Source organism: Bacillus sp. FSL R9-9410 (genome assembly GCF_038050385.1).
GTDB lineage: Bacteria > Bacillota > Bacilli > Bacillales > Bacillaceae_G > Bacillus_A > Bacillus_A cereus_U.
Map to the genome: position 1 here is coordinate 1,032,730 of NZ_JBBOTV010000001.1, position 26,540 is coordinate 1,059,269.

Sequence of the window (26,540 nt, forward strand, 5' to 3'; positions counted from 1 at the left end):
GGTGAATAAAATGGCAGATGTTTTAGAGCGTGTAACAAAAATTGTCGTTGATCGTTTAGGAGTAGAAGAAACTGAAGTAGTACCAGCTGCAAGCTTCAAAGAAGATTTAGGCGCAGACTCCCTAGATGTAGTAGAACTTGTAATGCAATTAGAAGATGAATTCGAAATGGAAATTTCTGATGAAGATGCTGAAAAGATTGCTACTGTTGGCGATGCTGTGACTTACATAGAGAGTCATCTATAATGCTTAAGTGAAGTCCCGTTTTTTAACGGGGCTTCTCGGCTTATATCTGGAGGGACCTATGCCGTACCGAAAACATAGAGAAAAAAAATACGAAACAAAATATCGTGAAGCTTTTAAAGTATTTCAAGAAAAGATAGGTATTACGTTTACAGATGAAAAATTATTGATTCAAGCATTTACGCATTCATCGTATGTGAATGAGCATCGGAAAAAACCGCATGAGGACAATGAGCGTCTTGAATTTCTTGGCGATGCTGTATTGGAACTCACTGTATCACAGTATCTGTTTCAAAAATATCCGACAATGAGCGAAGGAGAGTTAACAAAACTACGTGCAGCTATTGTATGTGAGCCATCTCTTGTTCGTTTTGCAAACGAAATGTCATTTGGTAGCCTTGTTTTATTAGGAAAAGGTGAGGAAATGACGGGTGGACGTGAACGACCAGCTTTATTAGCGGATGTCTTTGAAGCGTTTATTGGTGCCCTTTATCTTGATCAAGGGCTAGAAACAGTTTGGGGATACTTAAAAGAAGTTGTATATCCAAAAATTAATGAAGGTGCTTTTTCTCATGTGATGGATTATAAGAGTCAATTGCAAGAATTGATTCAGCGTGATGGTAGTGGCAATATTGAGTATCAAATTTTGCAAGAAAAAGGACCGGCCCACAACCGAGAATTTGTGTCCCGTGTAACTTTAAATAATGAGGCATTAGGTCTTGGAAGTGGTAAGTCAAAAAAAGAGGCAGAGCAACAAGCTGCTGCAGAAGCATTGAAAAAATTAAAAGAACAATCATAAGGAATCCCCCTTTGAATGAGGGGGATTCCTTATGCATAGAATGAAACTTTCCTTTTATTTATAAATAAAAGGAGTGGGAAATCCGTATAGTAGCTTGTTTTCGTACAGACAACGTTTACAACAACGGAGAATAGGAGGAAGGCCTTTCGTGTTTTTAAAAAGATTAGAAATAGCAGGATTTAAATCTTTTGCTGAGCGTGTATCTGTCGATTTTGTTCCAGGTGTAACTTCTGTAGTAGGACCTAACGGGAGCGGGAAAAGTAATATTACTGATGCAATTCGCTGGGTACTTGGTGAACAATCTGCAAAGTCATTACGCGGTGCAAAGATGGAGGATATTATTTTTGCCGGCAGTGATACGAGAAGAGCGGTTAATGTTGCTGAAGTTACATTAACTTTAAATAATGAAGACCAACGCTTACCGATTGAATATAACGAGGTGTGTGTAACGCGTCGTGTATCTCGTTCGGGTGATAGTGATTTTTATATTAATAAACAATCTTGTAGATTGAAAGATATTATTGATTTATTTATGGACTCTGGTATGGGAAGAGAAGCTTTTTCAATTATTAGCCAGGGGAAAGTCGAAGAGATTTTGAGTAGTAAATCAGAAGAACGTCGTGGTGTATTTGAAGAAGCGGCGGGTGTGCTGAAATACAAACTTCGTAAAAAGAAAGCTGAAGGGAAATTGGCGGAAACACAAGAAAACTTAAATCGTGTACAAGATATTATTCACGAATTAAGTAGTCAAGTAGAACCACTAGAAAGACAAGCTTCTATTGCGAAAGATTATCTTGAGAAAAAAGAAGAATTAGAGAAAGTAGAAGCTGCGCTTATTGTACATGAAATCGAAGAATTACATGAAAAGTGGGAAGCGCTTCGAAATCAATTTGGGCATAATAAAGATGAAGAAGCTAAAATGTCGGCGAACTTACAAAAAAGTGAAGAAGAGCTTGAGGAATTACGCGGGCAATTACAAGCTGTTGATGAATCTGTAAATTCCTTACAAGAAGTTCTCCTTCTGTCTAGTAAAGAACTAGAAAAACTAGAAGGGCAACGCGAGCTGTTAAAGGAAAGAAAGCAAAATGCAACGACGCATTGTGCGCAGCTTGAAAAGCTAATTGTTGAGTTAACAGAGAAAGCTACAAGTTATGATGACGAAATTGAAACAAGTACAGAAGCGTTAATGCAATTTGTGAATCAAGTAAAAGAATTGGAGAAGAAATTGCATGATAACGAGCAATTACTTGCGACTTTTGCTGAGAATTTAGAGGAACAAATTGAGAATTTAAAAGGTGACTATATTGAACTTTTAAATCAACAAGCAAGTCTTCGTAATGAATTATCTATGATTGAAGAACAATCAAAACAGCAAAACTCTAAAAACGAACGACTTGATGAAGAAAATGAAAAGTATGTACAGATGCGTGTGGGAATTACAGCGAAAAAGGCGAAACTTGTAGAAAGTTATGAGCAAGCGAGAGAGAAAATAGCTGGCCTTATTTCTAACATACAGAAGACAGAAACGGCACTTGGGAAATGTAAGTCACAGTATAGTGAAAATGAAACGAAACTGTATCAAGCGTATCAATTTGTGCAACAGGCGCGCTCTCGGAAAGAAATGTTAGAAGAGATGCAAGAGGACTATTCTGGCTTCTATCAAGGGGTACGTGAAGTATTAAAGGCTAGAGAAAATAGGCTACAAGGTATTGAGGGAGCTGTTGCAGAACTTCTGACTGTGCCGAAAGAATATGAAATCGCAATGGAAATCGCCCTTGGGGCAGCGATGCAACATATCGTAGTACAAACAGAAGAACATGCTCGTAATGCAATTGCATTTTTAAAGCAAAATAAACATGGCCGTGCAACGTTTTTACCTCAAGCTGTTATTAAAAGCCGATCGCTATCATTTGATCAATTACGCATTGTGAACCAGCATCCATCGTTTGTCGGTGTAGCGGCAGAACTTGTGCAGTACAATAATAAATATGAGAATGTAGTTTCCAGTTTATTAGGTACTGTTGTTGTTGCGAAAGATTTACGCGGAGCAAATGAGTTAGCGAAACAACTGCAATACCGCTATCGTATTGTAACACTCGAAGGTGACGTAGTGAATCCGGGTGGTTCTATGACGGGTGGAGCTGTAAAACAGGCGAAATCCTCTTTATTGGGACGTCAACGTGAACTTGAAGAGTGGACTAAAAAACTAACTGACATGGAAGAAAAAACAACGAAGCTAGAAAACTTTGTTAAAGCAGTAAAGCAAGAGATTCAAGAAAAAGAAGTACAAATACGAGAGCTACGCCAAGGTGTAGAGACCGAACGTGTAGATGAACAGAAGCTAAGAGAAGAAATTAATCGTTTAGAATTAGATGAACATCGTATTAATGATCGTTTATCGATTTACGATTTAGAGATTGAAGGATTTTTACAAGATCAAGTAAAAATGCAAGGGCGTAAAGAAGAGTTAGAAAAGATTTTAGCGACTCTTCAAGCGGAGATTGGGGAATTAGATAGCAAAATCGTCGTTTTAACGAAACAAAAAAGTGAACAACATTCTTCAAAAGAAAAAGTCCAGAAGGAAATGACGGAGCTAAAAGTACAAGCTGCTGAACAACAACAACGTTTGTCAAATCAAAAAGAAAAAGTCGAACGATTGACGAAGGAAAAAGAAGAGACTGATGCGACGCTTGTAAAAACGAAGGAAGATTTAGCGTTCTTAAAGCAAGAGATGACATCTAATTCAAGTGGCGAAGAACAAATTACGAATATGATTGAGAAGAAAGCGTATGATCGTAATCAAACTTCGGAGTTAATTCGTTCTCGCCGTGACCAACGCGTATCATTGCAAGAAAGAGTAGAGCATTTAGAGCGCGGTGCGAAAGAAACAATAGGTAAACATAAATATATTCTTGAGATGCTGAAAGATCAAGAAGTGAAAATTAACCGACTTGATGTAGAGCTGGAAAATAGATTGCAACATTTACGTGAAACATATACTATTTCATTTGAAGCAGCAAAACTTAAGTATACAATGATGATGCCTGCAGAAGATGCACGTAAAAAGGTGAAACTAATTAAACTATCCATCGAAGAGTTAGGTGCAGTAAATTTAGGGGCAATTGATGAATATGAACGTGTAGCAGAGCGCCATACATTCTTATTAGAGCAAAGAGATGACCTAGAAGAAGCGAAATCGACATTGCATCAACTTATTATGGAAATGGATGAAGAGATGAAAAAACGATTTTCTACTACGTTCGAAGGGATTCGAACAGAGTTTCAATATGTATTCTCTGAACTATTCGGAGGTGGAAGAGCGGATTTAGTAATGACAAATCCAGAAGATTTACTAAATACTGGTATTGACATTGTAGCGCAACCACCAGGAAAGAAACTACAAAACTTAGGTTTACTTTCAGGGGGAGAGCGTGCTTTAACGGCAATTGCGCTCTTATTTGGTATTTTAAAAGTACGCCCAGTCCCATTCTGTGTACTAGATGAAGTAGAAGCAGCTCTTGATGAGGCAAACGTTGCTCGTTTTGCGCAGTATTTAAAGAAATTTAGTGATGAAACACAGTTTATTGTAATTACACACCGAAAAGGTACAATGGAAGAGTCTGATGTATTGTACGGTGTCACAATGCAAGAATCAGGGGTATCGAAGCTTGTTTCTGTTCGTTTAGATGATGGCGAAGAACTTGTTGCAAGTAGATAGGAAGGATGGGAAGTATGAGTTTTTTAAAAAAATTAAAAGAAAAAATTTCAAAACAAACGGATACGGTAACAGAGAAGTTTAAACAAGGATTAGAAAAAACGAGAAATTCATTTGCTGATAAAGTAAATGACTTAGTGTACCGTTACCGTAAAATAGACGAAGATTTCTTTGAGGAATTAGAAGAAATTTTAATTAGTGCGGATGTCGGAGTTTCGACAGTGATGGAATTAATTGATCAGTTGAAAGAAGAAGTGCAACGTCGTAACATTCAAGATCCGAAAGAAGTACAGGCTGTTATTTCTGAAAAGCTAGTGGGAATTTACAAAGGTGACAGCGACTTTAGTAATGAAGTTAATATACAAGAGGATCAATTAACGGTAGTTTTATTTGTTGGTGTTAATGGTGTGGGGAAAACGACGACGATTGGTAAGCTTGCACATAAATTTAAATCAGAAGGTAAGTCTGTCCTATTGGCGGCAGGAGATACATTCCGTGCTGGGGCGATTGAACAATTAGAAGTATGGGGCGATCGTGTTGGTGTAGAAGTAATTAAACAAGGATCAGGATCTGACCCAGCGGCGGTTATGTATGATGCTGTACAAGCGGCAAAGGCCCGTAAAGTGGATGTATTACTATGTGATACAGCAGGACGCTTACAAAATAAAGTAAACTTAATGAAAGAGTTAGAGAAAGTGAAGCGCGTAATTGAGCGTGAAGTACCAGGGGCTCCTCATGAAGTATTACTAGTTATTGATGCAACAACAGGACAAAATGGCTTAAGCCAAGCGAAAACATTCCGTGAAGCAACAAATGTTACTGGTATTGTTTTAACGAAGTTAGATGGAACTGCTAAAGGTGGTATCGTCTTAGCGATTCGTAACGAAATGGATGTTCCGGTGAAATTTGTTGGGCTAGGAGAGCAAATGGATGATCTGCAGCAGTTTGATCCAGAACAATATGTTTATGGTTTGTTTGCGAACTTAGTAGAAACAGAAGAAGTGTAAGTGAAAGAAGCGGTGTTTCCGCTTCTTTTTCTATAAAAATATGTGATGTTAAGAAAAAAACTTGACACTCTTTTGTACTCCATGTAAACTAAATCATGTAAAGGGAAATCACTTAACAAAGGATGATCCAACATGCTCGAGAAAACAACGAGAATGAATTATTTATTTGATTTTTATCAATCGTTGTTAACGCAAAAACAAAGAAGTTATATGTCGCTTTATTATCTAGATGATTTATCTCTTGGTGAAATTGCGGAAGAATTTGATGTAAGTCGCCAAGCCGTGTATGATAACATTAAACGGACTGAAGCGATGCTTGAAGAATATGAAGATAAATTAGTATTACTTCAAAAGTTTCAAGAGCGACAGCGACTTGTTGCAAAGCTAAAACAGCTAATCAGCGAAGAAGAGCATGTGTATGAAGAAATGAAACAAGTTGTTGAAGCTATCGAAAAATTAGATTAGGAGGGCGGCAATATGGCATTTGAAGGATTAGCCGACCGACTTCAACAGACAATGCAAAAAATCCGCGGCAAAGGAAAAGTTTCTGAAGCCGATGTGAAAGAAATGATGAGAGAAGTTCGTCTAGCTCTTTTAGAAGCGGATGTTAACTTTAAAGTAGTAAAAGATTTTATAAAGCGTGTGTCTGAGCGTGCTGTCGGACAAGATGTAATGAAAAGTTTGACACCTGGACAACAAGTAATTAAAATCGTACAGGAAGAACTTACAGAACTTATGGGCGGAGAGCAAAGCAAAATTGCTGTTGCTAATAAGCCACCTACTGTTATAATGATGGTTGGTCTGCAAGGTGCGGGTAAAACAACGACGACAGGTAAGCTTGCGAATTTGCTTCGTAAAAAGCATAATCGTAAACCGATGCTTGTTGCAGCGGATATTTACCGTCCAGCAGCAATTCAACAGCTTGAAACATTAGGGAAGCAATTGGACATGCCTGTTTTCTCCTTAGGAGATCAAGTAAGTCCGGTTGAAATTGCGAAACAAGCGATTGCGAAAGCAAAAGAAGATCATCACGATTATGTTTTAATCGATACAGCGGGTCGCCTGCATATTGATGAAGAACTAATGGATGAATTAGCGAAAGTCAAAGAAGTTGCGAAACCGGATGAAATTTTCCTTGTTGTCGATGCGATGACAGGACAAGATGCGGTAAATGTAGCACAAAGTTTCCATGAACAGTTAGGATTAACAGGTGTTGTATTAACGAAATTAGATGGTGATACGCGCGGTGGTGCGGCATTATCTATTAAGGCTGTAACAAATACACCAATTAAATTTGCTGGTATGGGTGAAAAACTAGATGCAATTGAAGCGTTCCATCCAGAACGTATGGCATCCCGTATTTTAGGGATGGGTGACGTCTTAACATTAATTGAAAAAGCGCAAGCTACAGTTGATGAAGAGAAAGCAAAAGAACTTGAGCAAAAAATGCGTACGCTTTCGTTTACGCTTGACGATTTCCTAGAACAACTTGGACAAGTGCGTCAACTTGGACCGCTTGACGAATTGTTAGGAATGCTTCCCGGTGCAAATAAAATTAAAGGGCTGAAAAATGCACAAGTTGATGAAAAACAAATTGGGCATATTGAGGCAATTATTCGTTCTATGACTAAAGTAGAACGAGAACAACCGGAAATAATCAATGCTAGTCGTAAAAAGCGCATTGCCAAAGGTAGCGGTACAACGGTACAAGAAATCAATCGTCTAATCAAGCAATTTGATGATATGAAAAAAATGATGAAGACGATGACGGGAATGCAAAAAGGTAAGAAAAAAGGACTAGGTGGATTGAAGTTTCCATTCATGTAAGGAAAAAAAGATGGCTCTGTTAAGAAAAAATACTTTACAAAGCAATAGTCTTTTTGCTAATATAATTATCTGTGTGAAATAAATTCGGAGGTGCTTTATAAATGGCAGTTAAAATTCGTTTAAAACGTATGGGAGCTAAAAAAACTCCTTTCTATCGTGTAGTTGTTGCAGATTCTCGTTCTCCTCGTGACGGACGTTTCATTGAGGAAATCGGTACTTACAATCCGGTTGCTCAACCAGCGGAAGTTAAGATCAACGAAGAAGCAGCATTAAAATGGTTAGGAAATGGTGCTAAACCATCTGATACAGTTCGTAACCTTTTCTCTAACCAAGGTATCATGGAGAAATTCCACTTATCTAAACAAGGTAAGTAATTGAGGCAATGACAATGAAAATGTTAGTCGAGACAATTGTTAAACCTCTTGTGGATCATCCTGGAGATGTAAAAGTTACACAGGAACTTTGCAACGGAGAAATAAAGTATCGATTAACTGTACATCCTGAGGATGTTGGAAAAGTCATTGGAAAGCAAGGGAGAGTTGCGAAAGCGATTCGAATGCTCTTGTATTCAGTGGGACATCATAATGATGAGAACGTCACACTGGAAATTCAATAAACGTAAAAAGGGCGAGGAGTTATTTCCTCTCCCTTTTTTAACATTTAAAGAGAAATTGCATGTTCCATATATGAAATGGAAATGCTTAATTTATATAGAAACCAGGGGTGACATACTATTTATGACAAAATGGTTTAACGTAGGGAAAATTGTAAATACTCATGGCGTAAAAGGAGAAATTCGTGTTATTTCTCGTACTGATTTTCCAGAAGAGCGATATAAAGTAGGGAACACGTTATACATATGGGATGAGAAAGGTACAGACTATCTTACAGTGAAGGTAACTGCTCATCGTCAACATAAGACATTTGATTTATTAACATTTGAAGGATACAACAATGTAGATGAAGCAGAGAAGTTTAAAGGTTCTCTAATAAAAGTACCAGAAGAGCAGTTAGGCGAACTAGCTGAAGGTGAATACTACTACCATGAAATTATTGGTTGCAACGTTGTAACGGAAGAAGGAGAAGCGTTAGGGACAATCAAAGAGATTCTATCTCCTGGTGCGAATGACGTTTGGGTGATTAAACGTCCAAAGGGTCAAGATCTGTTAATTCCTTATATTGATGACGTTGTACTTCAAGTTAACATTGAAAATAAATTAGTAACCATTCATGTAATGGAAGGGCTACTATAATGAAAATTGACATTTTAACATTGTTTCCAGATATGTTTACGGGTGTATTTGGGTCTTCAATTTTAAAGAAAGCACAAGAAAAAGAAGCGGTAGAGCTTCGTGTTGTCAATTTCCGTGAGTATACAACTAGTAAGCATAATAGTGTAGATGATTATCCGTATGGTGGGGGCGCTGGTATGGTATTAACCCCGCAGCCTATCTTTGATGCAGTAGAAGAGTTAACGAAGGAAACAGACCGTAAGCCGAGAATCGTCTTAATGTGTCCACAAGGAGAGCGTTTCACGCAGAAGAAGGCAGAAGAGCTTGCTGGAGAAGAGCATGTTATTTTTGTATGTGGCCATTATGAAGGATACGATGAAAGAATTCGTGAGCATCTTGTAACAGATGAGATTTCTATTGGGGATTACGTATTAACAGGTGGAGAATTGGCTTCTATGGTAGTCACTGACAGTGTTGTACGTCTTTTGCCAGGAGTGCTTGGGAATCAAACGTCACAAGTGGAAGACTCTTTTAGCACAGGTTTGTTAGAGCACCCACATTATACACGTCCTGCTGATTTTCGTGGTATGAAGGTACCGGATGTACTAATGTCAGGAAATCATAAAAACATTGATGAATGGCGCCATAAAGAGTCACTACGTCGTACGTACACACGTAGACCGGATTTACTGGAAGAACGAGAATTATCTAAGCAAGAAGAGAAATGGCTGGAACAGATTAAAGGAGACCGATAAGGGCTTGATATATTTTCTATTGCAACAGTCCTAGCAATATGCTATTATAACATTTGTGCTACTGAAATCAGTAGCCGTATTAACGATGTTCCGCTGTAATTTAATAAGACTTTATAAGAGCATCTGTTTAAAGGAGAGAATTTAATATGCAACAATTGATCACAGAAATCACAAAAGGCCAATTGAAAACTGACCTTCCTTCATTCCGTCCTGGAGACACTTTACGTGTACACGTAAAAGTAGTTGAGGGAACTCGTGAAAGAATTCAGCTTTTCGAAGGTGTTGTAATTAAACGTCGTGGTGGCGGAATCAGTGAAACATTCACAGTTCGTAAGATTTCTTACGGTGTAGGTGTTGAGCGTACATTCCCAGTTCACACGCCAAGAATCGCGAACATCGAAGTACTTCGCCGTGGTAAAGTACGTCGTGCTAAGTTATACTACTTACGTAACCTTCGCGGTAAAAAAGCACGTATTAAAGAAATTCGATAAGACATGTATGGGAGCTTGTAAATACACAAGCTCCCTTTTTCCAATCTATATGAAATTTTGGTATAATACGAGCAGCTTACATAACTGTGGAGGGGAAAGCATGAAGAAAGAGAAGAGCTCACTTTGGGAATGGATCAAAGCAATTTTGATTGCTGTTGTATTAGCGGGCGTAATTAGACAGTTTTTCTTTGCCCCAATTCTCGTAGATGGTGTATCGATGTCGCCGACTTTACATGACCGTGATCGAATGATTGTTAATAAAATTGGCTATCACATAGGTGATCCGAAACGCTTTGATATTATTGTATTCCGAGCGACGGAAGAAAAAGATTACATTAAGCGTATTATTGGCCTGCCAGGCGACGAAATCGAATACCGTAATGATAAACTATATGTTAACGGGAAACCTTATGAGGAGCCGTATTTAGATAAGCAGAAAAAACAACTTGCTGACGGACCGCTTACATATGATTTTACTCTTGAAGAAATGACAGGAAAGAAAACTGTTCCAGAAGGTCAATTATTTGTTTTAGGCGATAATCGTCGTTTTAGTAAAGATAGCCGTTCGATTGGTACAATTTCAATGGACCAAGTGATTGGTAAAGCAAATATGCTATATTGGCCGTTAAAAGATGCACGTATTGTGAAATAAAAGAAAAAGAAGGTGGCAACATGGTAATCCAATGGTTCCCGGGACATATGGCAAAGGCTAGACGCCAAGTAACAGAAAAATTAAAGTTAATTGATGTTGTAATTGAGCTTGTAGATGCTCGATTACCTTTATCTTCTCGTAATCCAATGATTGATGAAATTATTACGCATAAACCAAGGCTTGTTGTTTTAAATAAAGCGGATATGGCGGATGATCGTCTTACAAAGCAGTGGATTGCATATTTTGATGAAAGAGGTCAAAAGGCAATTTCAATTAATGCACAAGCTGGACAAGGTATGAAAGAAATTGCAGCAGCTTGTAAAGTGCTTGTCAAAGAAAAATTCGATAAAATGGTTGCTAAAGGCATTAGACCAAGAGCAATTCGTGCTTTAATTGTAGGTATTCCAAACGTTGGTAAATCTACACTGATTAATAAATTAGCGAAGAAGAATATAGCAAAAACAGGAGATCGTCCTGGTGTGACAACGGCCCAGCAGTGGATTAAAGTTGGGAAAGAAATGGAATTATTAGATACACCAGGTATTTTATGGCCTAAATTTGAAGATGAATTAGTTGGTCTTCGTTTAGCGACGACGGGTGCAATTAAAGATTCTATATTAAATCTACAGGATGTAGCTATTTATGCGCTACGTTTTATGGAAAAACATTATCCAGAACGTTTAAAAGAGCGATATAAGTTAAATGACATTCCAGAAGAAATTGTGGAGTTATTTGATGCAATTGGAAAAAACAGAGGTTGCTTAATGGGCGGCGGAATGATTGATTATGATAAAACATCTGAGCTTATACTTCGTGAGCTTCGTGGTGGAAGATTTGGGAAAATGACATTTGAAACACCAGAAGAGTTTGCGGAGCAGGTGGAAGATGTAGAAAAAGTAGAAGAAGTATAAGACGTGCGTTTGTACGTCTTTTCTTTTTGGTTACGTTTAAAAGGAGTGTAAATGAATGCAAAAAATGACTATTCAAGAAGCGGGATGTTTGCTGCAAGAAATTATAAGTGAAGAAGACGAGCGTTTTCAAATGTTAGTGAAAGATGAGAGAAAAGGTGTTCAAAAACTAATTTTGAAGTGGTATAAACAAAAAGAGTTAGCTCAAAAAGAAAGAGAAAAATTTCTAGAAATGTCAAAGTACGAAAATGAGTTACGTGAAAAAGGGCTCACGTACATTGCTGGCATTGATGAAGTGGGCCGTGGGCCGTTAGCAGGACCTGTTGTGACGGCGGCTGTCGTCCTTCCAAAAGATTTTTATATTCCAGGATTAAATGACTCGAAAAAATTGAGTGAAGCGAAACGTGAGCGTTTTTATGATGAAATTAAAGAGCATGCAATTGCGATTGGAGTGGGAATTGTATCACCACAAGTTATTGATGAAATAAATATTTATCAAGCGACGAAGCAAGCGATGTTAGATGCCGTTGCTAATTTATCATGTACACCAGAATATTTATTAATCGATGCGATGAAGCTTCCTACATCAATTCCGCAAACATCAATCATTAAAGGTGATGCGAAAAGTGTCTCTATCTCAGCTGCATCTATTATTGCGAAAGTCACGAGAGATCGCATGATGAAAGAGTTAGGAGGAAAGTATCCTGCATATGGATTTGAACAACATATGGGATATGGGACGAAACAGCATTTAGAAGCGATTGAAGTACATGGAGTATTAGAGGAACATCGAAAATCATTCGCGCCAATTAAAGATATGATTCAAAAATAAGCTGTATATTCACAGCTTATTTTTTATTTTGGTATATAAACATTATTATTTTCGAAAAAGAATAAAGCGATTTCAGTTTTCTGACACTTTACTGTAGACAGCGTGCCAATCATCTTATACAATGGCAATGTAATGTTTTTTAAACATTAAAAAACTTTTTGAGTAAAACAGGAAAACAGGGGAGGATGGGACCATGAATATCCATGAGTACCAAGGTAAGGCAGTCCTTAGAAGCTATGGGGTTAGCGTTCCGAACGGGAAGGTTGCATTTACAGTAGAAGAAGCTGTAGAAGCAGCGAAAGAATTAGGAACGGATGTATGTGTAGTTAAAGCGCAAATTCACGCTGGTGGACGCGGCAAAGCTGGCGGTGTAAAAATTGCAAAAAATTTAGATGAAGTTCGTACATATGCAGAAAGCATTTTAGGAACGACACTTGTGACGCATCAAACAGGTCCTGAAGGTAAGGAAGTAAAACGCTTACTTATCGAAGAAGGTTGCGATATTAAAAAAGAATATTATGTAGGTCTTGTATTAGATCGTGCAACTTCTCAAGTTGTTTTAATGGCATCTGAAGAAGGTGGAACAGAAATTGAAGAAGTAGCAGAAAAAACGCCTGAAAAAATCTTTAAAGAATATATTGATCCAGCAGTAGGTTTACAAGGTTTCCAAGCGCGTCGAATCGCGTTTAACATCAATATTCCAAAAGAACTTGTAGGACAAACTGTGAAGTTTATGATGGGATTATACAGTGCGTTTATCGAAAAAGATTGCTCTATCGCTGAGATTAATCCACTTGTTACAACAGGTGACGGTAAAGTAATGGCGTTAGATGCAAAATTAAACTTTGATTCTAATGCGTTATATCGCAATAAAGATATTTTAGAACTTCGTGATCTTGAAGAAGAAGATTCAAAAGAAATTGAAGCTTCTAAATATGACTTAAACTACATTCCTTTAGATGGAAATATCGGTTGTATGGTTAATGGTGCAGGTTTAGCAATGGCTACAATGGATATCATTAAACATTACCATGGTGACCCAGCTAACTTCTTAGATGTTGGTGGCGGCGCAACAGCTGAAAAAGTTACAGAAGCATTCAAAATTATCCTTTCTGACAAAAATGTAAAAGGTATCTTCGTTAACATTTTTGGTGGCATTATGAAGTGTGATGTTATCGCAGAAGGTGTTATTGAAGCAACGAAGCAGGTAGGTCTTGAGTTGCCTTTAGTTGTACGTCTTGAAGGTACAAACGTAGAGTTAGGAAAGAAAATTTTAAATGAGTCTGGTTTAAATATTGTTGCAGCAGAATCTATGGCAGACGGTGCACAAAAAATTGTTTCACTAGTGGGCTAATAGAAAGCGGGGGAGAAAAATGAGCGTATTAGTTAATAAAGATACAAAAGTTATTGTTCAAGGTATTACAGGTTCTCAAGGGGTATTCCATACAAAGCAAATGATTGAATACGGTACGAAAATTGTAGGTGGTGTAACACCAGGTAAAGGTGGCACTGATATTGAAGGCGTACCAGTATTTGATACAGTAGAAGATGCTGTGAAAGCAACAGGCGCAAACGCTTCAGTTGTATACGTTCCACCCGCTTTTGCGGCTGATGCAATTATGGAAGCTGTTGATGCAAAGATTGATTTAGTAGTATGTATTACTGAAGGAATCCCTGTATTAGATATGGTAAACGTTAAGAGATATATGGCGGGTAAACATACACGTTTACTTGGACCAAACTGCCCTGGTGTTATTACACCTGACGAATGTAAAATTGGTATTATGCCAGGATATATTCACAAAAAAGGTCATGTTGGTATCGTATCTCGCTCTGGTACATTAACGTATGAAGCTGTACATCAGTTAACGCAAGAAGGTATTGGCCAATCTACTGCTGTAGGTATCGGCGGAGACCCTGTTAACGGTACGGACTTTATTGATGCGTTAAAAGCATTTAATGAAGATGAAGAAACGCATGCTGTAATTATGATTGGTGAAATCGGCGGTACGGCAGAAGAAGAGGCAGCTGAGTGGGTACAAGCTAATATGACAAAACCAGTTGTAGGCTTCATTGGCGGTCAAACTGCGCCTGAAGGCAAACGTATGGGTCATGCTGGGGCGATCATTTCTGGCGGCAAAGGAACTGCTGCTGAAAAGATTAAAACAATGGAAGCTTGTGGTATTAAAGTAGCGGAAACACCAGCTGTTATGGGTGAAACATTAATCTCTGTTTTAAAAGAAAAGGGATTATTTGAGACTTGCAAAAACTACTAATCTTTTTGAAAGGCACCTCCTTGTTTGAGGTGCCTTTTTACACTTTTTTCTGTTTACATAATAAAAATTATGGGTAAGGAGAATCAAGATGAAAAGAGAACGTTTATTGCACCTTCATTACATGTTGGCGGATCATTGGAAGGCGATGGAGAGACTACTATATGTTGATCCAGAACTGAAGGGAATATACACTTTTAGTCCGAAACAATTTGAATATTACGCTGGAATATCCCCGAAAAAATCTTCAGAACTAGTAAATTTCCTTCAGACTTCAAATCTAAAGCAATATGTATCCTATTTAGAAAAAAATGGAATATTTTGTATAACCATATGGGATGAGGAGTATCCGCAACTATTACAGGAAATACAAGATTCCCCTTTTGTTTTATACGGAAAAGGAGAGAGAGATTTTCTTAGCAAGATAAATAAATTAGCGATTGTTGGAACGAGAGAACCGTCTTTATATGGAAAGGAGAGTATGAAGTTTATTTTACAACCTTTACTTGAAAAAGAATGGCTTATTGTTAGTGGGTTTGCAAGAGGGATAGATACAATTGCTCATGAAGTTACAGTAAGGCAGCATTGCCCGACTATTGCAATATTAGGACACGGATTATCTTATATGTATCCAAAGGAGAATAGCGGTTTATATGACACGTGGAAAGATTATATATTGTTATTGACAGAGTATCCGCCTCATTATGTGCCGAAAAAATGGTATTTCCCAAAAAGAAATCGAATTATTAGCGGTATAAGTAAAGGTGTTTTAGTTGTAGAAGCAAAAAAGAGAAGTGGATCCCTTATTACTGCAGACCTTGCGTTAGAACAAAATAGAGAGGTATTTGCGCTTCCTGGACCTATATTTATAGAGAGTGCAGCGGGAACGAATCATCTAATTCAACAAGGCGCAAAGCTAGTAAGAAATGCGGAGGATATCCTTGAAGAAATTTTAAATTAACCATATATTTTTATGTTTTTATTAAACAATTATTGACAAATGGTAGATTGTCGCTGTATGGTATATTCATTCTTGATTGACAAAAACAAGAGAAATCAATAAGATTGATGAAGACTTGAATCCACCTCTTAAGGAGGCACTAGCATGTCAGATTACCTCGTAATCGTGGAGTCGCCTTCTAAGGCGAAGACCATTGAAAAATATTTAGGGAAAAAATACAAAGTCGTCGCGTCCATGGGACATGTCCGCGATTTACCTAAAAGCCAAATGGGGATAGAAGTAAAGAATAACTTCACCCCGAAGTATATTACCATTCGTGGTAAGGGTCCCGTTTTAAAAGATTTAAAATCAGCGGCAAAAAAAGCAAAGAAAGTCTATCTCGCGGCCGATCCGGATCGTGAAGGAGAAGCAATTGCTTGGCATTTAGCAAATACGTTAAATGTGGACGTTGAATCAGATTGCCGAGTTGTATTTAATGAGATTACAAAAGATGCAATAAAAGAATCATTTAAATATCCTCGTGCAATTAATATGGATTTAGTAGATGCACAACAGGCAAGGCGTATACTCGATCGTCTTGTTGGCTACAATATTAGTCCTTTATTATGGAAGAAAGTAAAAAAAGGATTAAGTGCAGGACGCGTACAATCTGTAGCAGTTCGTTTAATCATCGAACGTGAAAAAGAAATTCAAAGTTTTGAACCTGAAGAATTCTGGACAATTAAAACAGAATTTGTGAAAGGGAAAGACACATTTGAAGCAAGCTTTTACGGTGTAGATGGTGAAAAAGTTCAATTAACGAACGAAGCACAAGTGAACGAAATAATCGAAAAGATGAAAGACAATGCGTTTTCGGTTGAAAATGTAACGCGAAAAGAGCGAAAGCGTAACCCTGCATTACCGTTTACAACATCTTCCTTGCAACAAGAGGCAGCGCGTAAGTTAAATATGCGAGCAAAGAAAACAATGATGCTTGCACAGCAGCTGTATGAAGGGATGGATCTTGGAAAACAAGGGACTGTAGGTCTTATTACGTATATGAGAACTGATTCAACACGTATCTCAGAAACAGCTCAAACAGAGGCTCGTGATTACATTACTGAGGCGTTTGGTGCGGAATACATAGGAACAGAGAAGAAGAAAGAAACGAAAAAGTCGAAAGCACAAGATGCGCATGAGGCGATTCGTCCTACTTCGGTAATGAGAAAGCCAGAGGAACTAAAAAGTTTCTTAAGTCGTGATCAACTCCGTTTGTATAAACTGATTTGGGAGCGATTTGTTGCAAGTCAAATGGCATCTGCTATAATGGATACTGTTACAGCGAAACTCATTAATAACAATGTTCAGTTCCGTGCAAGTGGATCAGTTGTAAAGTTCCCAGGATTTATGAAAGTGTACGTAGAGTCGAAAGATGATGGTGCGGAAGAAAAGGATAAGATGTTGCCACCGTTAGAAGTAGGTGAAACTGTATTTTCAAAAGATATAGAACCGAAGCAACATTACACACAGCCTCCGCCGCGTTATACAGAGGCTCGTCTAGTAAGAACACTTGAAGAGCTTGGAATTGGGAGACCGTCTACTTATGTACCGACACTTGAAACAATCCAAAAAAGAGGATACGTTGCTTTAGATAATAAACGCTTCGTTCCGACTGAGCTTGGTGGAATAGTAATCGAACTTATTTTAGAGTTTTTCCCAGAAATTATTAACATTGAATTTACTGCCAATATGGAGCAAAGCCTTGATGAAGTAGAAGAAGGAAATGCAAATTGGGTGAAAATTGTTGATGATTTCTACGTAGGATTTGAACCGCGCTTAGAAAAAGCGGAAAAAGAAATGCGTGAAGTGGAAATTAAAGATGAACCAGCTGGGGAAGACTGTGAATTATGTAGTCACCCGATGGTCTTTAAAATGGGTAAATATGGGAAGTTTATGGCTTGTTCGAATTTCCCGGAATGTCGTAATACAAAACCGATTGTAAAAGAAATCGGTGTTACTTGTCCGAAATGTGATAAAGGGCAAATTATTGAACGCCGTAGTAATAAAAAGAAACGTCTTTTCTACGGATGCGGTACGTATCCAGAATGTGACTTTGTATCTTGGGATAAGCCGATTGGTCGTAAATGTCCGAAGTGTGAAGGTATGCTCGTAGAGAAAAAGTTGAAAAAAGGCGTGCAAGTACAATGTGTTTCGTGTGATTATGAAGAAGAACAACAAATGTGAGCGTAACTGCTCACATTTTTTTCGGGAAGAAAAGGAAAGGTGATATATATATGACAACACAGGTAGTAAACGTCATTGGCGCAGGTCTTGCAGGAAGCGAAGCAGCTTACCAAATTGCAAAGCGTGGTGTCCAAGTAAAATTATATGAAATGAGACCAGTAAGGCAAACACCAGCTCATCATACAGATAAATTTGCTGAATTAGTATGTAGTAACTCACTTCGCGCAAACACATTAACAAATGCTGTCGGTGTTATTAAAGAAGAAATGCGCCTAATGGATTCTGTCATTATTCGTGCAGCTGATGAGTGCTCTGTACCAGCAGGAGGTGCTTTAGCTGTAGACCGTCATGAATTCGCGGCGAAAGTGACTGAATATGTGAAAAATCATCCGAACGTAACTGTAATGAATGAGGAAATCACTGAAATTCCAGAGGGACCAACTGTTATTGCGACAGGTCCACTTACGTCTCCGGGTCTTTCTGCACAATTAAAAAAACTAACAGGTGAAGATTATTTTTATTTCTATGATGCTGCAGCGCCAATCGTTGAGAAAGACAGCATTGACATGAATAAAGTATATTTAAAATCTCGTTATGATAAAGGTGAAGCGGCATATTTAAACTGTCCAATGACAGAAGAAGAGTTTGATCGCTTTTATGAGGCTTTAATTGCTGCTGAGACAGTGCCTTTAAAAGAATTTGAAAAAGAAATTTTCTTTGAAGGTTGTATGCCAGTAGAAGTTATGGCAAGTAGAGGAAGACAGACGTTAGTATTTGGACCGATGAAGCCTGTTGGGTTAGAAGATCCGAAAACAGGGAAAACACCGTATGCGGTTGTTCAGTTACGTCAAGATGATGCAGCAGGAACATTATACAATATTGTGGGCTTCCAAACACATTTAAAGTGGGGGCCACAAAAAGAAGTGTTACAGCTAATTCCAGGACTAGAAAACGCAGAGATTGTACGTTATGGTGTAATGCATCGTAATACGTTTATTAATTCGCCTAATTTGCTTCGTCCAACATATCAATATAAACAACGTGATGATTTATTCTTCGCTGGTCAAATGACTGGGGTAGAGGGTTATGTTGAATCAGCAGCATCAGGATTATTAGCGGGTATTAACGCTGCTCGACTTGTACAAGGTGAAGAGCCAGTTGTATTACCACCTGTAACTGCAATGGGAAGTATGGCAAATTATATTACTGCGACAAATGCAAAAAACTTCCAGCCAATGAATGCAAACTTCGGTTTATTTACACCGTTAGAGAAGAAAATTAAAAAGAAACAAGAGCGAAATGAAGCATATGCTACACGCGCTTTGGAAACAATTCAAAATTTTGTAAATATTTAATTAAATTTCTTGCAAAGGCTACTAAGTTGTGATACGATTTAGTAGCCTTTATTGAGGTGAGTTATATGGATGTGAATGTGAAGAAATTGTTACAATTATTCGTTGGATATTTACAAATTGAAAGAAATTATTCAAAATATACAATTGCAAGTTATCAAAATGATTTAGAACATTTTGTGCAATTTATGGAGCGAGAAGGCATATCCTCTTTTTTAGATGTTACATACGCGGATGTTCGTTTATACTTGACGACGTTGCACAATCAGAAGTTAGCCCGTAAATCTGTCGCAAGGAAAGTATCAAGCTTACGAAGTTTATATCGTTTTTTGATGCGTGAAGGTTATCAAAAAGATAATCCGTTTGCACTTGCATCACTTCCCAAGAAAGAATTATCAATCCCAAAGTTTTTATATGCTGAAGAGTTAGAGGAATTGTTTGAAGTTTCTGATACAGGGGCGCCATTAGGTCAAAGGAATCAAGCTTTATTAGAGTTGATGTATGCAACTGGGATTCGTGTAAGCGAATGCGTTAATTTGCAACTTACGGACATTGACTTTGCAGTGGGAACAATTTTAGTGATGGGAAAAGGGAAAAAACAAAGATATATTCCGTTCGGAAGCTATGCACAAGATGCTTTAATTACTTATATAGAGAACGGGAGAAAACAGTTAGCTCAAAAGACTGAAGAACAATCTCATATGGTATTTTTAAATGCGAAAGGTAAGCCGTTAACAGATCAGGGTGTACGTTATGTTTTGAACGAACTCATTAAGAAAGCTTCACTTACAATGCGGATAAGTCCCCATATGTTAAGGCATACATTTGCTACACATATGTTGGATGAAGGAGCGGATTTACGTACTGTGCAGGAGCTATTAGGTCATGAGAATTTGTCAACGACACAAATTTATACGCATGTCTCTAAAGAAAGATTGCGTTCTGTGTACATGAAGCATCACCCGCGGGCATAAATTGCTTTTAAGGCTATAAAAACATATAAAGGAGTTTTTTCTATGGGAAATTTCCACGCTACAACGATATTTGCAGTTCATCATAATGGAGAATGTGCAATGGCTGGAGATGGTCAGGTAACGATGGGGAATGCTGTTGTAATGAAACATACAGCTCGCAAAGTCCGCAAACTTTTCCAAGGGAAAGTTTTAGCTGGTTTTGCAGGATCAGTTGCTGATGCATTTACTCTTTTTGAAATGTTTGAAGGAAAATTAGAAGAGTATAATGGCAACTTGCAGCGCGCTGCAGTTGAGATGGCGAAACAATGGCGTGGTGATAAAATGCTACGTCAGCTAGAAGCAATGCTCATTGTCATGGATAAAACAACGATGCTCCTTGTTTCAGGTACAGGAGAAGTGATTGAACCAGATGATGGTATTTTAGCAATTGGTTCAGGCGGACATTATGCACTTGCTGCTGGTCGTGCTTTAAAGCAACATGCAAGTGAACATTTAACAGCGAAACAAATTGCGAAGGCCAGTTTAGAAATTGCAGGCGATATTTGTGTTTATACGAACCACAACATAATTGTTGAAGAATTGTAGAATCGTAAGGGAGGCATTTTATATGCATTTACATTTTACTCCGCGTCAAATTGTGGAAAAATTAGATCAATACATCATCGGTCAAAAAGATGCAAAGAAAGCGGTTGCTGTAGCTCTACGAAATCGATACCGTCGCAGTAAATTAGTTGAAAATTTACGTGATGAAATTGCACCTAAAAACATTTTAATGATTGGACCGACAGGTGTTGGTAAAACAGAGGTAGCACGGCGAATGGCGAAACTCGTTGGAGCACCTTTTATTAAGGTTGAAGCGACGAAATTTACAGAAGTTGGATATGTGGGTCGAGATGTAGAGTCGATGGTCCGCGATCTTGTCGAAACATCCGTTCGTATTGTGAAAGAGGAAATGGTAGTTAAAGTTCAAGATAAAGCAGAAGAGCAAGCGAATCAACGTCTTGTTGAAATTTTAGTGCCGAGTCCGGAGAAACAATCTGGATTTAAAAATCCATTAGAAATGCTTTTTGGTGGTAATCAAAATTCAAACCAAACATCTGATGCACAGGAAGATGATGAAATCGAAAAGAAACGTCAAGATGTGGAAAGAAAGCTTGCGGCAGGCCTTCTTGAAGATGAAGTGATATCGATCGAAGTGACGGAACAACAGTCTTCTATGTTTGATATGTTGCAAGGAACTGGCATGGAGCAAATGGGAATGAATTTCCAAGATGCACTAGGAAGTATCATGCCGAAAAAAACGAAAAAACGTAAACTTTCTGTAAAAGAAGCAAGAAAACTCTTGACAAATGAAGAGGCACAGCGCTTAATTGATATGGATGAAGTTACACAAGAGGCTGTTTATCGTGCTGAACAGCTCGGGATTATTTTTATCGATGAAATTGACAAAATTGCTGGTAAGCAGTCGAATAGCGTAGATGTATCGCGTGAAGGTGTGCAACGTGACATTTTACCGATTGTAGAAGGATCGAATGTAGCAACAAAATACGGGTCAGTAAAAACGGATTATATTTTATTTGTTGCAGCTGGAGCGTTCCATATGTCTAAACCGTCGGATTTAATTCCGGAATTGCAAGGGAGATTTCCGATTCGAGTAGAATTAACAAAATTATCGGCGGATGATTTTGTTAAAATATTAATCGAGCCTGACAATGCGCTAATTAAACAGTACATGGCGTTATTAGCGACTGAAGGTATAGAAATTGAATTTTCAGACGAAGCTATTCGTAAGATTGCTGAGATTGCTTATCAAGTTAATCAGGATACAGATAATATTGGAGCGAGAAGACTTCATACTGTTATGGAGAAGCTCCTTGAAGATTTATCGTTTGAGGCATCTGAAATTACGTTAGAGAAAATAACGATAACACCTCAATATGTTGAGGAAAAATTAGCGACAATAGCTAAAAATAAAGATGTGAGCCAGTTTATTTTGTAATAGTGTCATCAGGTGACTCGCCCTAGTTTCCAAGTGATGAAAAAATATGTAAGTAACATGTAGGAGGAAATTTTGAAATGGAATTATTAGCAAAAACGAGAAAATTAAATGCGTTATTACAGAGCGCAGCAGGAAAGCCTGTAAACTTTAGAGAGATGTCTGACACAATGTGTGAAGTAATTGAAGCGAACGTGTTCGTTGTAAGTCGTCGCGGTAAATTATTAGGATATGCGATTCACCAACAAATCGAGAACGAACGTATGCAGCACATGCTTGCAGAGCGTCAATTCCCAGAAGAGTATACGCAAAGCTTATTCCATGTTACAGAAACATCTTCAAATTTAGGTGTGGATAGTGACTACACAGCATTCCCAGTAGAAAATAGAGAATTATTCGGTCAAGGTTTAACTACAATCGTACCAATCGTTGGTGGCGGTGAGCGTCTAGGTACACTAGTATTAGCTCGTCTTGGTCAAGAGTTCTTAGACGATGATTTAATTCTTGCTGAATACAGCTCAACTGTAGTAGGTATGGAAATCTTACGTGAAAAAGCAGAAGCAATCGAAGAGGAAGCACGTAGTAAAGCTGTTGTTCAAATGGCGATTAGCTCATTATCTTACAGTGAGTTAGAAGCAATCGAGCATATCTTCGAAGAATTAAACGGAACAGAAGGTTTACTTGTTGCAAGTAAAATTGCTGATCGCGTAGGAATTACTCGTTCTGTAATCGTAAATGCACTACGTAAATTAGAAAGTGCTGGTGTTATTGAGTCTCGCTCTTTAGGTATGAAAGGAACATACATTAAAGTGCTAAACGACAAGTTTCTACAGGAACTTGCTAAATTGAAAACAAACTAATTTATAAAAAAACTCTCCTCGGTTGAGGAGAGTTTTTTGTTTTTTTAAGAGAATGATTTTGCTTACGTAAGGCGTCATGACAACGTTCATTAGAAAACTATTAATTAACCTTCAATTCCTTGCTTAAAGGAATTGAAGGTTGGTAATACTAGAATTTGAGCGTGAAAAAAAGAAAGTTTTACATTGTTCGCATTTTCGACTTGATTGTAATATTTCAGTATGATATAGTAAGCAGTGGTGTCAGTACAAAGTACACACGTTTACTGATTTAAGTGTTGGTGCTACGTTCGTAGTTTCGCTTAGAGACGAAGTAAACGGAGGATATCAAAAACCATTTAGGAGGAACTAAATTATGTCAGTAATTTCTATGAAACAATTGCTTGAAGCTGGTGTTCATTTCGGACATCAAACTCGTCGTTGGAACCCAAAAATGAAGCGTTACATCTTCACAGAGCGTAACGGTATCTACATCATCGACTTACAAAAAACTGTGAAAAAAGTTGAGGAAGCTTACCGCACGATGCGTGACATCGCTGCTGAAGGTGGAGACATTTTATTCGTAGGTACTAAAAAACAAGCACAAGAAGCTATTAAAGAAGAAGCAACTCGTGCTGGTATGTACTTCGTTAACCAACGTTGGTTAGGTGGAACTTTAACAAACTTCCAAACAATCCAAAAACGTATCAAGCGTCTTAAAGATATCGAAAGAATGCAAGAAGATGGTACTTTCGAAGTACTTCCTAAGAAAGAAGTTGTTCAACTTAAAAAAGAGTTAGAGCGTCTTGAGAAATTCTTAGGCGGTATTAAAGATATGAAAGGTCTTCCAAGTGCATTATTCATAGTAGACCCTCGTAAAGAGCGTATTGCAGTTGCTGAAGCACGCAAATTACACATTCCAATCATCGGTATCGTTGATACAAACTGTGATCCGGACGAAATCGATCACGTTATTCCAGCAAACGATGATGCAATTCGTGCTGTAAAACTTCTTACATCTAAAATGGCAGACGCGATCCTTGAAACAAAACAAGGTGAAGAAACTGTTACTGCGTAACAAATTTGGAAAGGTGATAAGGGGTTCGGCCTTTTATCACCTTTTTTAAGGTATAAACACCTTTATAAAAGGTATAAATACATATTTTAGGAGGATGAAAAATATGGCAATCACTGCACAAATGGTAAAAGAACTTCGCGGAAAAACTGGCGCAGGTATGATGGACTGCAAAAAAGCTTTAACTGAAACTAATGGCGACATGGAGAAAGCAATTGACTTCTTACGTGAAAAAGGTATTGCGAAAGCTGCTAAAAAAGCAGACCGCATCGCTGCTGAAGGTTTAACTTTCATCGAAACAAACGGTAACGAAGGTTTAATCTTAGAATTAAACTCTGAAACTGATTTCGTTGCGAAAAACGAAGGTTTCCAAGCATTAATTAAAGAATTAGCTGCTCACTTATTAGCTAACAAACCTGCTAACGTTGAAGAAGCTATGGCTCAAACAATTGAAGGCGGCAAAACAGTAGAAGAGTACATCAATGAAGCAATCGCTAAAATTGGTGAAAAACTTACACTTCGTCGTTTCGAAATTGTATCAAAAACTGATGCAGATGCATTCGGCGCTTACCTACACATGGGTGGACGTATTGGTGTATTAACAGTTCTTGAAGGTTCTACTGATGAAGCAGCTGCTAAAGATGTAGCAATGCACATTGCAGCAGTTAACCCTAAATACATCGACCGCGATGCTGTAACAGCTGAAGAAGTTGAGCATGAGCGTCAAGTATTAACACAACAAGCTTTAAACGAAGGCAAGCCTGAAAAAATCGTTGCGAAAATGGTAGAAGGCCGTCTTGGCAAATTCTTTGAAGAGATTTGCTTACTTGACCAAACATTCGTTAAGAACCCTGATATGAAAGTTCGTCAATTCGTTGAGTCTAAAGGCGGAACATTAAAAGGATTCGTTCGCTACGCTGTTGGTGAAGGTATCGAAAAACGCGAAGACAACTTTGCTGAAGAAGTAATGAACCAAGTAAAAGGTAACAACTAATACAGATTAGGGAACACATTGTGTTCCCTTTTTTAAAATAAAGATGTAAGCAATTGGAGGTTCATTATGAGTAAACCGAAATATGATCGTGTCGTTTTAAAGCTAAGCGGAGAAGCTTTAGCTGGCGAGCAAGGATTTGGAATTAACCCAGCAGTTATTAAGTCAGTTGCGGAACAAGTGAAAGAAATTGCAGAACTTGATGTAGAGGTTGCTGTTGTTGTTGGTGGCGGTAACATTTGGCGTGGGAAAATTGGAAGTGAAATGGGCATGGATCGTGCAGGAGCAGATTACATGGGTATGTTGGCAACAGTTATGAATTCATTAGCTCTTCAAGATAGCTTAGAGAATATTGGAATTCAAACTCGCGTACAAACTTCAATTGAGATGCGTCAAGTGGCAGAGCCTTACATTCGTCGTAAAGCAATTCGTCACTTAGAGAAAAAACGTGTTGTTATCTTTGCTGCAGGTACTGGTAACCCATACTTCTCTACAGATACAACAGCAGCATTACGTGCAGCTGAAATCGAAGCGGACGTTATTTTAATGGCGAAAAATAATGTGGATGGCGTATATAGTGCAGATCCATCTATTGATCCAACAGCTACGAAATACGAAACACTTACTTACTTAGATGTACTAAAAGCAGGTTTAGGTGTAATGGATTCTACAGCTTCTTCTTTATGTATGGATAATGATATTCCATTAATTGTATTCTCGGTTATGGAAAAAGGTAACATTAAACGTGCCGTTTTAGGCGAAAATATTGGAACAGTTGTAAGGGGGAAATAAATTATGGGACAACAAGTATTGAAGTCTTCAAATGAAAAAATGGAAAAAGCAGTTGCTGCTTATTCTCGTGAATTAGCAACAGTTCGCGCTGGTCGTGCAAGCTCGTCTGTATTAGATAAGGTACAAGTTGATTACTATGGTGCACCAACACCAGTTGTGCAATTAGCGAACATTACAGTTCCAGAAGCACGTTTGCTTGTAATTCAACCTTATGATAAAACTTCTATCGGTGATATTGAAAAAGCAATTTTAAAAGCAGATTTAGGCTTAAACCCTTCTAATGATGGAACTGTAATTCGTATTGCATTCCCTGCATTAACAGAAGAGCGTCGTCGTGATCTTGTAAAAGTTGTGAAAAAATATGCTGAGGAAGCAAAAGTTGCTGTTCGTAACGTACGTCGTGACAGTAATGATGACCTTAAGAAGCTTGAAAAAGCTGGCGGCATTACAGAAGATGATTTAAGAGGATATACTGAAGATATCCAAAAAGAAACAGATAAATATATTGCAAAAGTTGACGAAATCGCAAAAAACAAAGAAAAAGAAATTATGGAAGTGTAATAGCGATAATTTCGCAAATATGACCCTCTTCTTAAGGGGGTCTTTTT

General features: G+C 38.0%; 27 protein-coding genes. All 27 read left to right on the plus strand.

Going from position 1 to position 26,540, the window contains the following annotated elements:
• The first annotated feature begins 10 nt into the window (after positions 1-10).
• The 27 genes from acpP (at position 11) to frr (ending at position 26,493) form a co-directional block, all read left to right on the plus strand.
• Complete coding sequence (gene acpP / locus MKX77_RS05685; protein ID WP_002014515.1) at positions 11-244, plus strand: acyl carrier protein; 234 nt, start codon at positions 11-13, stop codon at positions 242-244.
• Positions 245-302: 58 nt separating this feature from the next.
• Positions 303-1,040: a ribonuclease III gene (gene rncS / locus MKX77_RS05690; RefSeq protein WP_002146086.1), complete on the plus strand. Its 738-nt coding sequence runs from the start codon at positions 303-305 to the stop codon at positions 1,038-1,040.
• Between the two features lie 148 nt (positions 1,041-1,188).
• Positions 1,189-4,758 carry a chromosome segregation protein SMC gene (smc, locus tag MKX77_RS05695; protein ID WP_341305999.1) on the plus strand — a complete coding sequence of 1,190 codons (3,570 nt, stop codon included), beginning with the start codon at positions 1,189-1,191 and terminating at the stop codon, positions 4,756-4,758.
• 14 nt (positions 4,759-4,772) lie between these two features.
• Positions 4,773-5,762 carry a signal recognition particle-docking protein FtsY gene (gene ftsY / locus MKX77_RS05700; RefSeq protein WP_002160733.1) on the plus strand — a complete coding sequence of 330 codons (990 nt, stop codon included), beginning with the start codon at positions 4,773-4,775 and terminating at the stop codon, positions 5,760-5,762.
• A gap of 132 nt (positions 5,763-5,894) precedes the next feature.
• Positions 5,895-6,227, plus strand: coding sequence for a putative DNA-binding protein (locus MKX77_RS05705; RefSeq protein ID WP_002160734.1), 333 nt, complete (start codon positions 5,895-5,897; stop codon positions 6,225-6,227).
• A gap of 12 nt (positions 6,228-6,239) precedes the next feature.
• On the plus strand, positions 6,240-7,589 hold the full coding sequence (gene ffh / locus MKX77_RS05710; protein ID WP_215553963.1) for a signal recognition particle protein: 1,350 nt from the start codon (positions 6,240-6,242) through the stop codon (positions 7,587-7,589).
• 101 nt (positions 7,590-7,690) lie between these two features.
• Positions 7,691-7,963 carry a 30S ribosomal protein S16 gene (gene rpsP / locus MKX77_RS05715; protein ID WP_000268750.1) on the plus strand — a complete coding sequence of 91 codons (273 nt, stop codon included), beginning with the start codon at positions 7,691-7,693 and terminating at the stop codon, positions 7,961-7,963.
• A 14-nt stretch (positions 7,964-7,977) separates the two neighbouring features.
• Complete coding sequence (locus MKX77_RS05720; RefSeq protein WP_219919731.1) at positions 7,978-8,205, plus strand: KH domain-containing protein; 228 nt, start codon at positions 7,978-7,980, stop codon at positions 8,203-8,205.
• A gap of 121 nt (positions 8,206-8,326) precedes the next feature.
• Positions 8,327-8,842 carry a ribosome maturation factor RimM gene (gene rimM / locus MKX77_RS05725; protein ID WP_033710827.1) on the plus strand — a complete coding sequence of 172 codons (516 nt, stop codon included), beginning with the start codon at positions 8,327-8,329 and terminating at the stop codon, positions 8,840-8,842.
• Positions 8,842-9,576, plus strand: a complete 735-nt coding sequence (trmD, locus tag MKX77_RS05730) for a tRNA (guanosine(37)-N1)-methyltransferase TrmD (protein WP_341306000.1) — start codon at positions 8,842-8,844, stop codon at positions 9,574-9,576. Before rimM ends, trmD begins: the two co-directional genes overlap by 1 nt.
• 146 nt (positions 9,577-9,722) lie before the next feature.
• Entirely contained in the window at positions 9,723-10,067 is a 345-nt protein-coding gene (gene rplS / locus MKX77_RS05735) for a 50S ribosomal protein L19 (protein ID WP_002014524.1), read from the plus strand.
• A 100-nt stretch (positions 10,068-10,167) separates the two neighbouring features.
• Entirely contained in the window at positions 10,168-10,719 is a 552-nt protein-coding gene (gene lepB / locus MKX77_RS05740) for a signal peptidase I (RefSeq protein WP_002066791.1), read from the plus strand.
• A gap of 20 nt (positions 10,720-10,739) precedes the next feature.
• Positions 10,740-11,630, plus strand: a complete 891-nt coding sequence (gene ylqF, locus MKX77_RS05745) for a ribosome biogenesis GTPase YlqF (RefSeq protein WP_002066792.1) — start codon at positions 10,740-10,742, stop codon at positions 11,628-11,630.
• Positions 11,631-11,685: 55 nt separating this feature from the next.
• The gene (locus tag MKX77_RS05750; protein WP_341306001.1) at positions 11,686-12,459 is read left to right on the plus strand and encodes a ribonuclease HII; all 774 of its coding nucleotides are present in this window, start codon (positions 11,686-11,688) and stop codon (positions 12,457-12,459) included.
• Positions 12,460-12,652: 193 nt separating this feature from the next.
• Positions 12,653-13,813: an ADP-forming succinate--CoA ligase subunit beta gene (sucC, locus tag MKX77_RS05755; protein WP_341306002.1), complete on the plus strand. Its 1,161-nt coding sequence runs from the start codon at positions 12,653-12,655 to the stop codon at positions 13,811-13,813.
• A 19-nt stretch (positions 13,814-13,832) separates the two neighbouring features.
• On the plus strand, positions 13,833-14,735 hold the full coding sequence (gene sucD, locus MKX77_RS05760; protein WP_341306003.1) for a succinate--CoA ligase subunit alpha: 903 nt from the start codon (positions 13,833-13,835) through the stop codon (positions 14,733-14,735).
• A gap of 88 nt (positions 14,736-14,823) precedes the next feature.
• Positions 14,824-15,693, plus strand: a complete 870-nt coding sequence (dprA, locus tag MKX77_RS05765; RefSeq protein WP_341306004.1) for a DNA-processing protein DprA — start codon at positions 14,824-14,826, stop codon at positions 15,691-15,693.
• A gap of 144 nt (positions 15,694-15,837) precedes the next feature.
• A complete protein-coding gene (gene topA / locus MKX77_RS05770; protein WP_341306005.1) occupies positions 15,838-17,916 on the plus strand; it encodes a type I DNA topoisomerase in 2,079 nt (692 codons plus the stop codon).
• Between the two features lie 50 nt (positions 17,917-17,966).
• Positions 17,967-19,271, plus strand: coding sequence for an FADH(2)-oxidizing methylenetetrahydrofolate--tRNA-(uracil(54)-C(5))-methyltransferase TrmFO (trmFO, locus tag MKX77_RS05775; protein WP_341306006.1), 1,305 nt, complete (start codon positions 17,967-17,969; stop codon positions 19,269-19,271).
• A gap of 71 nt (positions 19,272-19,342) precedes the next feature.
• On the plus strand, positions 19,343-20,242 hold the full coding sequence (xerC, locus tag MKX77_RS05780) for a tyrosine recombinase XerC (RefSeq protein ID WP_341307933.1): 900 nt from the start codon (positions 19,343-19,345) through the stop codon (positions 20,240-20,242).
• A 42-nt stretch (positions 20,243-20,284) separates the two neighbouring features.
• Positions 20,285-20,827 carry an ATP-dependent protease proteolytic subunit HslV gene (gene hslV, locus MKX77_RS05785; protein ID WP_002014538.1) on the plus strand — a complete coding sequence of 181 codons (543 nt, stop codon included), beginning with the start codon at positions 20,285-20,287 and terminating at the stop codon, positions 20,825-20,827.
• A gap of 22 nt (positions 20,828-20,849) precedes the next feature.
• Positions 20,850-22,241, plus strand: a complete 1,392-nt coding sequence (gene hslU, locus MKX77_RS05790; RefSeq protein WP_002146096.1) for an ATP-dependent protease ATPase subunit HslU — start codon at positions 20,850-20,852, stop codon at positions 22,239-22,241.
• A gap of 77 nt (positions 22,242-22,318) precedes the next feature.
• On the plus strand, positions 22,319-23,098 hold the full coding sequence (gene codY / locus MKX77_RS05795) for a GTP-sensing pleiotropic transcriptional regulator CodY (protein ID WP_215553959.1): 780 nt from the start codon (positions 22,319-22,321) through the stop codon (positions 23,096-23,098).
• Between the two features lie 352 nt (positions 23,099-23,450).
• A complete protein-coding gene (rpsB, locus tag MKX77_RS05800; RefSeq protein ID WP_002088178.1) occupies positions 23,451-24,152 on the plus strand; it encodes a 30S ribosomal protein S2 in 702 nt (233 codons plus the stop codon).
• Positions 24,153-24,255: 103 nt separating this feature from the next.
• Entirely contained in the window at positions 24,256-25,143 is an 888-nt protein-coding gene (gene tsf, locus MKX77_RS05805) for a translation elongation factor Ts (RefSeq protein WP_002160738.1), read from the plus strand.
• Between the two features lie 66 nt (positions 25,144-25,209).
• Complete coding sequence (pyrH, locus tag MKX77_RS05810) at positions 25,210-25,932, plus strand: UMP kinase (protein WP_002146098.1); 723 nt, start codon at positions 25,210-25,212, stop codon at positions 25,930-25,932.
• Positions 25,933-25,935: 3 nt separating this feature from the next.
• Positions 25,936-26,493 carry a ribosome recycling factor gene (gene frr, locus MKX77_RS05815; protein ID WP_215553958.1) on the plus strand — a complete coding sequence of 186 codons (558 nt, stop codon included), beginning with the start codon at positions 25,936-25,938 and terminating at the stop codon, positions 26,491-26,493.
• Positions 26,494-26,540: the final 47 nt, after the last annotated feature.